We start from the raw sequence: 14,346 nt of genomic DNA on the forward strand, positions 1-14,346 counted from the left end.
TATTCATTGTGACACTTTGTACTTTTTACATTTTACTTTTTTTAAAAAAAACTTACCAAAAAAGCCCTTTTTTCTTTTCTTTTTTCATTTTGGAGTAAGCGTGAACTTCGCCACCTGCCACTTGAAACTCGATTTTTTCGTTGATGATTTGATAAATCTCTCCCCAGCCTGGGAATCCGCCAAGATTTCTATCATCAATGAAAAGGTCGGCATCCAATTTTCTTGACTGAGTTTCTGAATCGAAAACTTCACCTTCAAAACTGGAGTTGACCGCATAAAATTCTAATCCGTTTTTTCTGCAGAATTCCACTGCGTCTTCCAGAGATTTCCCGTGACGATAAGTCCAAAGAATCAATCTGTAGCCTTCTCCCTGTAATTTTTTTAAAGTATCAAAAGCAAAAACCTTTGCCTTTCCTATTCCCGGATAAGCATCATCTACGATGGTCCCGTCAAAATCGATAGCTAATTTTTTATTACTTTTTATCATCTGGTTTTGATTGAGTTTATCAAAAATATGTGCAAATATACGAAATATTAGAATCAGAAAATACCTATCATACTATCTCTTTTTACTTCAATATTTATTGGCATCTTTTGCAAATTATTTTTTGATATCATGTAATTTTGAAAGATTACATGATTATCATATTTGCATCAACAAAAAATCCTATTCATCAGATTATTAATCATTTGAATAGGATTTAATTAAACTTAAAAAATGATGATATCTCTACTTTTTAATAACTTTAATTGTTTGCGTTTGCCCGTTTTTCAAAGTAATTTTTCCGATATAGATCCCTGTATTCAAATCGGAAACATCCGCTTTATTGTTTTTGAACTCAACATCCTTTACTAATTGTCCTGCAACATTAAAAATTGAAATTCTGCTAACTTCATTTTCAGAAACAATAGTCAACTCATCTTTTACAGGATTTGGATAAAATCTGAAATTATTTTTATTAAAATCACTTACAGCCAAAGAAGATTTTGAGAATCCTATTGCATCAAAAACGAAATTATATCCTTCATTAGATTCCCAAGTTTCTCCATCATCGTAAGAAGTATAAGAATCACTCCCAATTCCTGAATGAGAAGTTGCTTCCCAACGAAGATAATCTGTGAACAAAACAGGAGTTGCTCTTACTTCAATAAAATATTTGCCTGAAGATAATTCAACCGCCTGAGGTAATTCAAAATCCAGATCCACAGCAACTACATCCAAAGGATAACCTGGAACCGGCCAATAACCAAAATAATTTTCTGTTTTTGGACCAATATTTTCGAAAGAATAAAGAACCTCTCCAGGCGCATCATCAACAGAAGCTCTGATATTGATGGTCGCATTCTTGATATTTCCCAATTGCAGTGTTGAGATTTTAAAATTTGTAAGCGTAAACTTGGTATTATCCGGAACAATGATATCATCTGCTAAAGACCTTCCCGGCATACTGCCGCCTGTCTCATGATTGTTTCCAGCATTCCCTTGGCTTGATGGTGTTCCGTAGTCAGGTTGAGTTTCTCCAGTTGCTGAACAAATGCCCGAAACTTGGAAAACATGGTCATAATAAGCGAAACCGCCAAACCAATCTTCGGAATCAAATTTTGAAAAATCGAATCTTCCCAATTTGGTTGTTTCTTGCTTATTGATTTCCCAGCTTGCAGGTGTGGAATCACCAGGTTTTCCTTGTACAGAGAGATAATATTTACCTTTGGGCAAATCAAAAGTGGTTGGCAAATCGACATTGATCTCGTAAGCTGAATTATCTTCAAAAGTATATTTGAATGTCTGGGAAGTCGGAACTATATTTTCAAAGGATCTAATCAGACCTCCAGGTTTTCCCGCATTATCAGCGTAGAAATAAATATTAACATAACTAAGGTCTGCGGTTCCTTTCAGCACATTGAATTTCACATTGTTCACTGTCAGCATCTTTCCGAATTCAATATCAAAATCGGATGCTGATGTGTATTCAAAATTTCCGCCTGTCGAGATATTTTCGCCATTGGCAATCCCGTCTGATGCAACACCATAATTGCAGTTTTGAGAAAAAGACATCACTCCGGACATCATCATCAAAAAAATCAAATTTTTCTTCATAAAAAAACATATTATAATTATGGGAGGCTAAACTATGTTACATTATCCGCAAATCCAACTATAACACTTTCGAAATCCTTGATTTTGAAACAAAAAACAACAATTCAAAACACTGAATATCAATATTTTGAATTTTAAAATTCAGCTATTATGACGATTAGTTTTTAGAAGCCTCGCGAATGAAAACAGAAGGCGAAATCCCGGTAATATTTCGAAAAACGGTTGCAAAAGAACTGTGCGAAGTGAAACCAGATTCCTCTGCCAAGTAACTGATTTTATAATTCTGATATTCTTTATGATTATAAATTTTCTGGCAGATGTAAGCAATTCTCAACTCATTGATATAAGTATTAAAATTCTTGCCTTTGTATTTATTAATAACCTCAGAAAGGTAACTTGTATTGGTTTTGAGTTGAAGAGCAAGACTAGCAATCGTCAACTTAGGATTGGTAAATTTCTCAGATTCTTCAAATTTTTGAAGTTTATCCAGCAAATCTTTTTCGACAGAATTAGGAATCTGAACAGATGAATCTTTTTGAACTTCTACCGGAGATTCTAATTTATTTTCAGTTGAAATGATTTTATCAGACTCCATTTTATGAATGATATTTTCAAAAACCTTTCTTTCTTTTTTTCTTCGGTAAAGCAAAAAGATAATTGCAAAAGCTAATATTAAAACAAAAACTGTCGCAATAATCACAATATTTTTCTTGGAACTATCGGCATCAGAAATCGCATCTTTATAATCTTTCTGTTCTGCATTGATAGCCGACGAAATAGCTTTCATCTCACTTTCTCTGATGCTTCTGTTGAGTTTTATGAATTCTTCATTGTAAAGAGAATATTGAGATTGGTCATTCAGAGCTTTAAAATCTTGTGAAAGATTGTAATAAACATCGGAAAGCAGACGCGTATCCAAATCATTTTTATGCTTGAGAACAATCTTCAAAGTATCAATTGCTCTTTGATATTCTTTTCTGCCAGCATAAACCTGAGACAATGCATTGTAAATAAAATAATTAATCTCATTGTTATAATTGTTCTTAATCGCAAGAGCTTTGTTCAGATAGATTTCTGCAGAATCATTTTTGAGATAGTAGTAAGAATTCCCGATATTATAAAGCGAACGTCTGTGATGATAAATTGCTTGCTCATCAGGCTTTTTGACTAACTCAATTTCCTTCAGTGATTTTTTATAATATTCGCTGGCTTTTTGATAATTCTCTTCATCAAAATCGATGTTTCCGATTTCCAGATATGACAAGGTTTTCAATAGTTTTTTCTTGTCGCCTTCCGGTAATTTGTTGATTTGTTTTATGGCATTATCAAGATAGAATTTCGCTTTATCATTCAGGTTTAATTGTATATATTGATGAGCAATTGAACCATTCATTCTTGCAATCAACGCATAATCATCGGTTTTTTCTGCATATTCTTTGGCTTTGAAAAGTAATTCCGTGGATTCTTTAAGATCATTATTTTTGAAATAGGTAACCGCCAAAGTGGCCAGTTCTTCACTTTTCTTTTTATTAAAACCATTATCATTGGACAAAATATTCTGCCCAAAAACAAGATTAACAATCAAAAAGCAACAGAAAAAAAATCTGCGAAACATATCCATTTATGAATTAACGAAACTAATTTACACCAAATATTAAAAAAGTCGGTAAAAAACCGACTTTCCTATTTTATTTATCTTGAGTTTTTAGTTCGCCAGAATATTCCCAGTCATTTCTTCAGGAATATCTACGCCCATCACTTTCAAAATCGTTGGCGCCACATCGCCTAATTTTCCTGGCGTCAAATTCCAAGTGTGGTCTTTGTCCATCACAATGAACGGAACCAAATTCGTAGAGTGTTGCGTGTTTGGAGAACCATCTGGATTAATCATCACATCAGAGTTTCCGTGGTCTGCTAAGATGAAAACTGCATAACCATGCTCATAAGCCGTTTCCGCAACTTTCTGAATACAAGAATCTACAACTTCTGCCGCTTTTACCGCTGCTGAGAAAACCCCTGTGTGACCCACCATATCAGTATTCGCAAAGTTAAGAACCACAAAATCTGCAGATTCTTTTTGCAACTCAGGAACGATTGCGTTTGTGATATCGTAAGCTGACATTTCCGGTTTCAAATCGTAAGTTGCAACATCCTTCGGACTTGGACAAAGCAAACGTCTTTCTTGAACAAATTCCGCTTCCCTTCCGCCAGAGAAAAAGAAAGTCACGTGTGGATATTTTTCTGTTTCAGCAATTCTGATTTGAGATTTGCCTGCTGCTTCCAGAACTTCGCCCATTGTTTTTTCAAGAACATTTTCATCAAAAACAACTTTTACATTCTGGAATGTTTTATCATAATTTGTCAAAGTCACATAGTACAAATCCAGCTTTTTCATTCCATATTCTGGGAAATCCTGCTGAGAAAGCACTTCTGTGATTTCTCGACCTCTGTCTGTACGGAAATTGAAAGAAATCACTACATCGTGGTCTTCAATCTTCGCAATCGGAAAATGATTCTGAACCGCAACAATTGGCTGGATAAATTCATCCGTAACATCTGCATTATAAGAATCCTGAATCGACTGAACAAAATCCTTGGTTTCTTTTCCAACACCATTTACCATCACATCATAAGCTAATTTCACACGCTCCCAACGCTTGTCTCTATCCATCGCATAATAACGTCCGATGACAGAAGCTAGTTTTCCCGTTGTAGCATTCATATGCGCCAAGAGTTCTTCTACGAAACCTTTTCCGGATTTAGGGTCACAATCTCTACCATCTGTGAAACCGTGAACGAAGACATTATCCTTGAATCCAAATTCGTGCGCCGCAGTCAATAAACCTTTCAAGTGATTGATATGAGAATGCACACCACCGTTGGAAACCAATCCAATGAAATGCACTTTTTTGTTATTCGCTTTGGCGTATTCGAAAGCAGCTTGGATGACAGGTTCTTTTCCAAGACTCCCTGTTTCCACAGCCATATTCAGTTTTACAAGATTCTGATAAACCACTCTACCAGCACCAAGGTTCATATGTCCTACTTCAGAATTTCCCATTTGTCCAGCCGGCAGACCAACTGCCAAACCACTCGCTTCCAAAGTCGTGTTCGGAAAGTTTTTAAGCGCTGAATCTATAAAAGGAGTTTTTGCCTGAGCCAGAGCGGAAACGCTGTCGTTAAGACCTATTCCCCAGCCATCTAATATTGCAAGAATTGCTTTCTTTGACATTTTTAATTTTGTTTTGTTATTACAAATTTACGAAATGAAAATGCGTTAAGATAATTTATAAAGATATTTTTTGCAGATTGATAAATATGATTAACTTTAAGACCCTTTTTTAAAAAATCAAAATGGACTTAAGAGACCAACTGAAAAACCTTTTCCCTGAACACGAAGAACAGGATTTCCAAATGCCTGATGAAGCCAAAGAAAACTTCAAACAGAAAGAACCTTTGTTGTGCAAATTCGAGAAGAAAGGCAGAAACGGGAAACCTGTAACCATTATCGAAGGCTGGGAAGGCGATGACGAGGGTTTGAAAGAGATTTCGAAGAAAATCAAAACAACACTCGGAATCGGTGGCTCTGAAAAAGATGGAACTATTATCATCCAAGGCGATAACCGAGACAAAATAATGAACATCCTGAAAGGCCTTGGTTACAAAACCAAACGTGTAGGAGGATAAAAAAAACATTATGAATTATAGATTATAAATTTTAAATGATAAATGTTTGCTCCTAATCAAACACTCGAAAATTTGCAATCTTTAATTTAAAATCTAAAATTTAAAATTATAATATAAATAATATGATCAACAAACTAGCAGCTTCTGAATTGGTTCTAAATGACGACGGAAGTGTTTACCACCTAAACCTTCTTCCGGAAGACCTTGCAGACAAAGTACTTCTTGTAGGCGACCCAGACAGAGTTCCGAAAGTTTCAAAATTCTTCGATACTATCGAAATTAAAAAGAACAAAAGAGAATTCTATACGCATACAGGAACTTTACGTGGCGAGAGAATCACGGTAATGTCAACAGGAATCGGGACAGAGAACATCGATATCGTGATGAACGAATTGGATGCTTTGGTAAACATCGATTTGAAAGCTAAAGAATTCAAAAAGGAACATAAGTCGTTGGAACTTTTCCGTATGGGAACTTGCGGAAGTGTGAATCCTGATATCGAAGTGAATAATATGCTGGTAACGCAAAATGTTGTTGGTCTGGACGGATTGATGCATTTCTATCAGGATTATCAATTCGAGAATGAATTCAGTAAGAATTTCTTGGAAAAATTCCCTTACGAAAGAATCAAGCCAATGTTGTATTTCTCAGATTGGGCAGAAGATATCGCTGATTATTATGCTGATGCAAAATATAGAGGAAACACTGCGACTTTTCCAGGCTTTTATGCGCCACAAGGTCGTCAGTTGAGATTGAAAGCTTTGGATGACCAGTTCCTTGAAACCTTGAATGACCTTGGTGTTTCCAACTTCGAAATGGAAACTTCGGCCATATACGGTTTATCCAAATTATTAGGACACAAAGCAATCACCGTAAATTGTGTTATCGCTAACAGAAGACGTGGCGAATTTGCAAGCGACCATCACGCATCAGAAAAAATGATGATTGAGTGGGTTCTTGATAGGATTATTAAGTAGAAGTTAGAGTTTAGAACTTAGATATTAGAAAAGCAACATTCATTTCTGAATGTTGCTTTTCATTTTTATTTAGTTTCTCACAAAACAACTTTCGATATGGTCATCTACAATTCCTGTTGCCTGCAGATGAGAATAAACAACAGTTGAACCCAGAAATTTGAATCCTCTTTTCTTCAAATCTTTACTGATTGCATCAGATAGTTCTGTCGTAGCTGGTGCTTCTGTATGAACTTTCCAAGTATTCACAATTCGGTTTCCGCCTGTGAATGTTGAGATGTAATCGTAAAAGCTTCCAAATTCTTTCTGCAATTCCATAAATTTTTGAGCATTGGAAATCGAGGCATTAACTTTTAGTCGATTTCGGACAATTCCAGTGTCTTGCATTAATTCTTCAATCTTATCTTCGTTATATTCTGCAATCTTTTTATAATCGAAATTATCAAATGCTTTTCTGAAAGTTTCTCTTTTCCTTAAAATTGTAATCCAACTCAATCCGGCTTGGAAACTTTCGAGAATCAAAAACTCAAACATCGTAGCATCATCAGTTATCAATCTTCCCCATTCTTCGTCGTGGTATTTCTGATACAGCTCATCGGTTCCGCACCACGCACATCTAATTTTCTCCATTGTTTTTAATTTTGATGTCAATTTAGGAAACATTATAAATTCAAAACAAAACATTAACGTTCATTAAGATTTAACGGCATCGTAATTGAATAATTGGTTAGCATCAAATCAAATTTTTCAATATTAATCACTAAAACAAAATATTATGAGTACGCACGAAAATTACAATGATGCAGAAAGAGCTGTCAACAACACTGAAAATTCATTAGAAAATGCAGCTGACAGAGCTAAAAACAAAGTGAATGAATATGCAGACAGAGCTCGCAACTATATTGATGAACAAAAAAGAAAAAATGAAGAACCAACGAGAGAAGGCTTCTTCGAAAATCTAAAATCAAGCGCTGCAGAAGCTTGGGAAGACACCAAAGATTTTGCAGACAAAGCTTGGGAAACAACAAAAGACACAGCTTCTGACGCTTGGGAAAAGACCAAAGACGCCGCTGAGGATGTAAAAGCAGAAGTACGTAAAGCAACGAATTAGTTTTTAAGTTAGTAATAGTTTTTCACGAAAAGGAGAAGACAATAATTTTGTCTTCTCCTTTTTAATTATATTTGCAAAATTATTATCAATGGAGATGAAGAACTTACTATTTTCGATTTTATTTTTAGGATTTTTTGCAAATTCGCAAACATTCAATCAAGATTATGCAAATGTTGCCAATCTTGTTTCCCAGTCCAATATTAATACATATTTACAGGAATTCGAAGGTTTAGGTGTGAAAACCACAGGTTCTACAGCCAACAACAATGCATACAATTGGCTGAAAAACAAGTACCTTTCTTTCGGATATTCGGAATCTCAAATTACGAAAGATGATTTTATATATAGTGGAAAAACAACTTCCAACTTAATTGTCACAAAAACGGGAACTAAATACCCCAATACTTTTGTCATCATTTGCGGACATTATGATACGATTACCGGAACTGGGACCAATGACAACGGAAGCGGCGTTTCAGTAATTCTTGAAGTAGCACGACTTCTAAAAAATGTTTCTACAGAATATTCCATCAAGTTCATTAATTTTTCAGGCGAGGAGCAAGGTCTTCTTGGTTCCGCACATTACGTTTCCAATGTTGTGAATGCAACCAGCCCGAAAATGAGCATCCGTTTGGTTCTTAACATCGATGAGGTTGGTGGTGTAAAAGGAAAAACCAATGACACAATCACTTGCGAAAGAGATGAGTCCAATAGTCCAAGTTCCAACAACTCCGCATCGAATACTTTCACACAACAATTGATGAACTGTGTAACTTTATATTCGACTTTGAAAACCAATCTCAGCTACGCCTATTCGTCCGATTATATGCCGTTTCAAGCAAATGGAGAAATCATCACAGGACTTTTTGAATATAACGAAACGCAATATGCGCATACTGTAAATGACACTTATGCTAATCTTGACCCAGTTTACATTTACAATATCGCGAAGGCTACAACTGGAGCAGTTCAGCATTTTGCAATTGCAGGTCAAATGTTGAGCGTGGATTCAGCAAAAGAATTGGAGACAAGTTTCACACTTTATCCAAATCCTGCCAAAGATTATCTTGAATTAGGATTTCCGAACAGCAAGAATCAACATTTCAGTTTTACCATTACATCACTTGATGGCAAAACGCTTAGCAAAATAGAAAACCAAACCAGGATTGATATTTCCAAACTTCCGAAAGGGGTTTATTTAGGAACTTTCAATATCGGAGAACAGCAGATTACAAAAAAAATAATTGTAGAATAATATAATTATTAATAAAAAAATTTAGGACAATCCCCTTCCCTAACTTTCCCAAAGCTCGGGTCGCGCTATCCGCTATTATCTTTTCTTATCCAAGCTAATCCCAAGCTTTAGAAAAGGATAACCGCTACTATCGCTATTGCAGAGAGGTTTTGTTCTAAATAACAAGATTCTTGTTTTTTAGAACATTTCTACATTACAGTTTTCGAAATAAACAACCATAATAATTTCACTTTGCGAAATTTAAAATTTGTATCTTTGCCACTATGCAAAAAATCTTAATAGTAGAAGACGAAAAAGCAATCTCCGGCGTTCTACACAGTATTTTATCAGACGAACTACCAGAATACCAATTCGAAATCGCAGAAGACGGTTTCGAAGGTTTCAAATACATAGAGAAAGAAGACTTTGCTCTAGTGATTTCTGATATCAAAATGCCAAAAATCTCCGGAACCGAACTTCTTAAACAAAGCCTTCAGTTGAAACCCGAAACCACATTTGTGATGATTTCCGGTCACGCAGATATTGATACTGCTGTCAGCTGCCTGAAAGAAGGTGCCTACGATTTCATCTCCAAACCTATTGATATCAACAGATTGATTACGAGTGTAAAAAATGCACTTGACAAAGGTAATCTGCAGAAAGACAACTCAAATCTTAAGCAGGAAAATTCTCAGCTTAAGAAAAAAGTGAACAAAAAATACCAGATGATTGGCGAATCTTCTGCTCTGAAAAAGATTCAGGAAATCATTGATAAAGTAGCGCTTTCTGATGCAAGAGTTTTAATTACAGGCCCGAACGGAGCTGGTAAAGAATTGGTGGCACACGCTATCCATTCACAAAGCGAGCGCTCCAGAGGACCAATGGTTGAAGTGAACTGCGCAGCGATTCCATCGGAATTGATTGAAAGTGAACTATTTGGTCACGTGAAAGGTTCTTTTACTGGCGCCATCAAAGATAAATCCGGAAAATTTGAACAAGCCAATGGCGGAACTATTTTCTTGGATGAGATTGGAGATATGAGTCTGGTTGCTCAGGCAAAAGTGTTGAGGGCTTTGCAGGAAAGTAAAGTTTCCCCTGTTGGAAGTGACAAAGAAATCAAAGTGGATGTACGTGTCATTGCAGCGACGAACAAAAATTTAACTAACGAAATTGCACAAGGAAAATTTAGGGAAGATTTGTATCACAGGCTTTCTGTTATAGAAATCAATGTTCCATCTTTGAACGACAGGAAAGAAGATATTCCTTTGTTGGTAGAATATTTCACGCAACTGATTGCGAACGAAAATGGCACTTCGCCGAAGAAATTTGATGATAAATCTATCAAAGCTTTGCAGCAATTTGACTGGACTGGAAATATCAGAGAACTTAGAAACGTTGTGGAAAGGTTAATTATCTTAGGTGCAGACCCTGTGACTGCTGATGACGTGGCGAGTTTTGTAAAGAAATGAGATTAAATAAATAAAAATATTTGACCGTCTCGTTCTTTTCAACGAGGCGGTTTTTTTTGAATAAAAATGAAAAGCTTGCAATTATGACTTTTCTTTTAATAAAATTATATGAAATAAAATGAACTTTTTAAACAAACAATATACACAGGAGGGACTGAAACTGGCACTTCCTGTAATGCTGACACAAGTGGGACAAGTTTCTGTAAACCTGTTCGATAACATTATTGTCGGTAAACTTTTGGGCGCTCAGGCTTTAGCTTCTGTGTCTTTGGGAAATGCATTATTTTTTTCAATTTTCGTATTAGCATTAGGATTTTCTTTTGCAATTCCGCCTTTGGTTTCGGAAGCTAACTCTCAAAATAAACACGATGTGATTAATTCGGTTTTCAGACACGGATTTGTGATTAATTTAGGAATTGGAACGTTGTTGATGATTATTTTGTTGTTGGCTCTTCCATTGATTTATCATATGGACCAGCCAAAAGAAATTATCCCAAACACGATAAGTTTCTTGAGTATAATGGCATTCACGATGATTCCGTTTATGATGTTCCAGACTTTGAGAGAAGTTTCGGAAGGTCTGTCATTTACAATTGGCGTTACCAAAGCTACTATCATTGCAAACGTCATTAACATCGTTTTGAATTACGTCTTTATCAAAGGACTTTTCGGATTACCGGCAATGGGCGTTCAGGGTTCTGCTTTAGCAACTTTGATTGCCAGAATTTTTATGGTCGTGTTCCTGTATTTTGTCTTGGTAAAAGAGCAAAAAACAAGACGTTACATCAAAGAATTTTCCTTGAAAATCAGTCTTTTCACAAAGGAGATGTTCAACAAAATGTTCAAGCTTGGTTTACCAACTGCTTTACAAATGTTTTTTGAAGTAACTGCTTTTGCAGCTGCTGCTTTTATTTGTGGAATGATAAGTTCTACCGATATTGCTTCGCATCAGATTGCTTTGTCTATGGCTTCATTTACATTCAATCTTTGTATTGGATTCAGTGTGGCTTCTACGGTAATGATTGGAAATAAAATGGGTATGAAAGATTTTGCTGGATTGAGAAAAATCGGGATTAACAATTTCAAATTAACCTTGATTTATATGGGATTTTGTGGGTTGATGTTCATTCTTTTCAGAAATGTCTTGCCTCACTTTTTCACAAAAGAAAGCGATGTTTTGGTAATCAACTTAGCTTCTAAACTGATGATTATTGCAGCTCTTTTTCAATTATCAGACGGAATCCAAGTTACAGCTTTAGGTTGTCTGAGAGGAATCCAAGATGTGAAAATCCCGAGTGTAATTACATTTTTAGCTTATTGGGTTTTTACGATTCCAGTTGGGTATTTTCTTTGTGTGACTTTGAAAATGGGCGCTTTCGGGATGTGGATTGCGTTGGGAATTGGATTGACAATCTCTGCAATTCTTTTGGTAATAAGGTTTTTGAGATTGAGTAAGAGGAAAGCTTTGGCTAATAGTGAAGAATTAGTAATTAATTAAAATCACTTTAAAAGTATGTTTGTCATTCCGTAGGAATCTAGATTGATGAGATTCCTACGGAATGACAAAATAATGTTTTATCACGCTGTAAATCGCAGCCCGACTTGAGCGGAAATCCTTTTTACGCAACGCAGTGGAGTGAAAAGATTGGGAGCGGAAGGCGGATTAAGCTGCCCAAACAATTAACATTATTATAATTTGTGACTTTGCGTGAAAAACCTATTTTAAATTTTTAAATTTGCAACACAAAATTTCGAAATGAATATTAAACAAAATATACAGTCAAAATTAACCGAAATCATCGCTAAACTCTACGGAATAGATGGCGTAACGCTGGAAGTCCAGAAAAATAAAACCGAGTTTGAGGGAGATTTCACAATCGTCATTTTTCCTTTGGTGAAACAGGCGAAAAAAAGCCCGGATGTTATCGGAAACGAATTGGGCGAAGAAGTGAAAAATCAAATCGATTTTGTTGAAAACCTCAATGTGGTAAAAGGTTTTCTTAACCTTAAAATCAAAGACCAATTGTTTGCTGAACAATTATCTGAAATCAGCAATGACTTTGAAAATGTAACGCCGAAAAATCAAACGGTAATGGTGGAATATTCTTCGCCAAACACCAACAAACCACTCCATTTGGGACACATCAGAAATAATCTTCTCGGTTTTTCTGTTGCCGAAATTTTGAAAGCAGACGGTTACAACGTTATCAAATCTCAAATCATCAATGACCGTGGAATCCACATCTGCAAATCTATGTTGGCCTGGGATAAATTTGGGAACGGAGAAACCCCTGAATCTACAGGTTTGAAAGGCGATAAATTGGTCGGAAATTATTATGTAGAATTCGATAAACTATATAAATCCGAAATCAAAGCAATGGTTGCTGACGGAATCGATGAAGAAACGGCGAAAAAGCAAGCACCATCTATCATCGAAGCTCAGGAAATGCTTTTGAAATGGGAACAAAACGACCCGGAAGTTCGCAAACTTTGGGAAATAATGAACGAATGGGTTTATTCAGGATTTAACCAAACTTATTCGAGATTAGGCGTTGATTTTGACCAAGTTCAGTATGAGAGTAATACGTATATTCTTGGGAAAGATTTAATTCAAAAAGGTTTGGAAGACGGGATTCTTTACAAAAAAGATGACGGTTCTGTTTGGTGTGACCTGACGGACGAAGGTCTTGACCAAAAACTGTTGCTGCGTTCTGACGGAACTTCGGTTTATATGACTCAGGATTTGGGAACTGCCGTGGAACGTTTCAAGAAGAATGACCTTCAAAAACTGATTTATACAGTTGGAAATGAACAGGATTATCACTTCCAAGTTTTATTTAAAATCCTGAAAAAACTGGGTTACGAATGGGCTGACCAGCTTTATCATTTGTCTTATGGAATGGTAGAATTGCCGGAAGGAAAAATGAAATCCCGTGAAGGAACCGTAGTTGACGCTGATGATTTGGTTCAGGAAATGTATCAAACAGCAAAGGAAAAATCTCAGGAATTAGGCAAGTTGGAAACGCTTTCTGACGAAGACAAAGAGAAATCTTACGAAACAGTTGGATTAGGTGCTTTGAAATATTTCATTTTGAAAGTTGACCCGAAGAAAAAAATGCTTTTCAATCCTGCAGAAAGTATTGATTTTAATGGAAATACAGGACCTTTTATTCAATATACTTATGCGAGAATTCAGTCGCTCTTGGCTAAGGCTGATTATTCTGCAAAAGAAGATTTGGGGACTTATCTTCCAAATGAAAGTGAGAAAGATTTGATTATGCTTTTATCTGAATCCAAAGATGTTGTAAGCAAAGCTGCCGAATCTCTAAGTCCGGCTCTGGTTGCGAATTATGTTTATGAATTGGTAAAAACTTACAACTCGTTTTACCAAAATAATCCAATCCTGAATCAGGATGATGAGAATGCAAAACAGTTCCGTCTTCAGTTGTCTGAATTGGCTGGAAAAACGATTAAGAAATCATTATCGATGTTAGGAATTAATGTTGTGAATAGAATGTAAGAATTAGCTTTCAAATAAGATTAAAACTCTGCTTCTGGCAGAGTTTTTTTGTTTTATGTGATTCGCTAGAACTTTGAATTAAAAACAAACAAAAAACGCCCTGAAAATTCAGAGCGCTTAAAGCTAAACTTTGTAGTCAATAAAGAACAATTTTCGAAACATCTATTTGAGGACTTATAACTATTATCAAGCCTTTAATGAACTTGCAACTATTTTTGAGACAAAATTTATATACTCTTTATGCTACATTTTT

12 protein-coding genes are annotated in these 14,346 nt (G+C 35.6%); 7 read left to right on the forward strand and 5 right to left on the reverse strand.

Translation table 11 applies throughout. The features are described from left to right. Window positions 1-52: 52 nt before the first annotated feature. The 4 genes from RTX21_RS13330 to gpmI form a co-directional block, all read right to left on the reverse strand. Window positions 53-484, reverse strand: coding sequence for a BT0820 family HAD-type phosphatase (locus tag RTX21_RS13330; RefSeq protein ID WP_312768486.1), 432 nt, complete (start codon window positions 482-484; stop codon window positions 53-55). A 246-nt stretch (window positions 485-730) separates the two neighbouring features. Continuing rightward, complete coding sequence (locus tag RTX21_RS13335) at window positions 731-2,098, reverse strand: T9SS type A sorting domain-containing protein (RefSeq protein ID WP_312768451.1); 1,368 nt, start codon at window positions 2,096-2,098, stop codon at window positions 731-733. Between the two features lie 157 nt (window positions 2,099-2,255). Beyond that, window positions 2,256-3,713 (reverse strand): helix-turn-helix domain-containing protein, encoded by a 1,458-nt coding sequence (locus RTX21_RS13340; RefSeq protein ID WP_312768453.1) that lies wholly within the window; start codon window positions 3,711-3,713, stop codon window positions 2,256-2,258. 90 nt (window positions 3,714-3,803) lie between these two features. Then, window positions 3,804-5,330, reverse strand: a complete 1,527-nt coding sequence (gpmI, locus tag RTX21_RS13345; protein ID WP_312768455.1) for a 2,3-bisphosphoglycerate-independent phosphoglycerate mutase — start codon at window positions 5,328-5,330, stop codon at window positions 3,804-3,806. 122 nt (window positions 5,331-5,452) lie between these two features. On the opposite strand from gpmI, the gene RTX21_RS13350 reads away from it, so the two are divergent. Both RTX21_RS13350 and RTX21_RS13355 read left to right on the forward strand, forming a co-directional pair. Continuing rightward, entirely contained in the window at window positions 5,453-5,785 is a 333-nt protein-coding gene (locus RTX21_RS13350) for a translation initiation factor (protein WP_312768458.1), read from the forward strand. 122 nt (window positions 5,786-5,907) lie between these two features. Next, window positions 5,908-6,762 (forward strand): nucleoside phosphorylase, encoded by an 855-nt coding sequence (locus RTX21_RS13355; protein WP_312768460.1) that lies wholly within the window; start codon window positions 5,908-5,910, stop codon window positions 6,760-6,762. A gap of 69 nt (window positions 6,763-6,831) precedes the next feature. On the opposite strand, the gene RTX21_RS13360 is transcribed toward RTX21_RS13355, so the two are convergent. After that, the gene (locus RTX21_RS13360) at window positions 6,832-7,389 is read right to left on the reverse strand and encodes a DNA-3-methyladenine glycosylase I (protein ID WP_312768462.1); all 558 of its coding nucleotides are present in this window, start codon (window positions 7,387-7,389) and stop codon (window positions 6,832-6,834) included. Window positions 7,390-7,534: 145 nt separating this feature from the next. Between RTX21_RS13360 and RTX21_RS13365 the strand changes: the two genes are divergently transcribed. The 5 genes from RTX21_RS13365 to argS all read left to right on the forward strand — a co-directional run bounded on the left by RTX21_RS13365 (window position 7,535) and on the right by argS (window position 14,093). Next, window positions 7,535-7,870 (forward strand): hypothetical protein, encoded by a 336-nt coding sequence (locus tag RTX21_RS13365; protein WP_312768464.1) that lies wholly within the window; start codon window positions 7,535-7,537, stop codon window positions 7,868-7,870. A gap of 94 nt (window positions 7,871-7,964) precedes the next feature. Continuing rightward, the gene (locus RTX21_RS13370) at window positions 7,965-9,125 is read left to right on the forward strand and encodes a M28 family peptidase (protein ID WP_312768466.1); all 1,161 of its coding nucleotides are present in this window, start codon (window positions 7,965-7,967) and stop codon (window positions 9,123-9,125) included. Between the two features lie 263 nt (window positions 9,126-9,388). Further along, window positions 9,389-10,573: a sigma-54 dependent transcriptional regulator gene (locus RTX21_RS13375; protein ID WP_312768468.1), complete on the forward strand. Its 1,185-nt coding sequence runs from the start codon at window positions 9,389-9,391 to the stop codon at window positions 10,571-10,573. A gap of 118 nt (window positions 10,574-10,691) precedes the next feature. Then, complete coding sequence (locus tag RTX21_RS13380) at window positions 10,692-12,071, forward strand: MATE family efflux transporter (protein ID WP_312768470.1); 1,380 nt, start codon at window positions 10,692-10,694, stop codon at window positions 12,069-12,071. A 258-nt stretch (window positions 12,072-12,329) separates the two neighbouring features. Beyond that, a complete protein-coding gene (gene argS / locus RTX21_RS13385; RefSeq protein ID WP_312768471.1) occupies window positions 12,330-14,093 on the forward strand; it encodes an arginine--tRNA ligase in 1,764 nt (587 codons plus the stop codon). Window positions 14,094-14,346 lie beyond the last annotated feature (253 nt).

The organism is Epilithonimonas sp. (assembly GCF_032054305.1).
Lineage (GTDB): Bacteria > Bacteroidota > Bacteroidia > Flavobacteriales > Weeksellaceae > Epilithonimonas.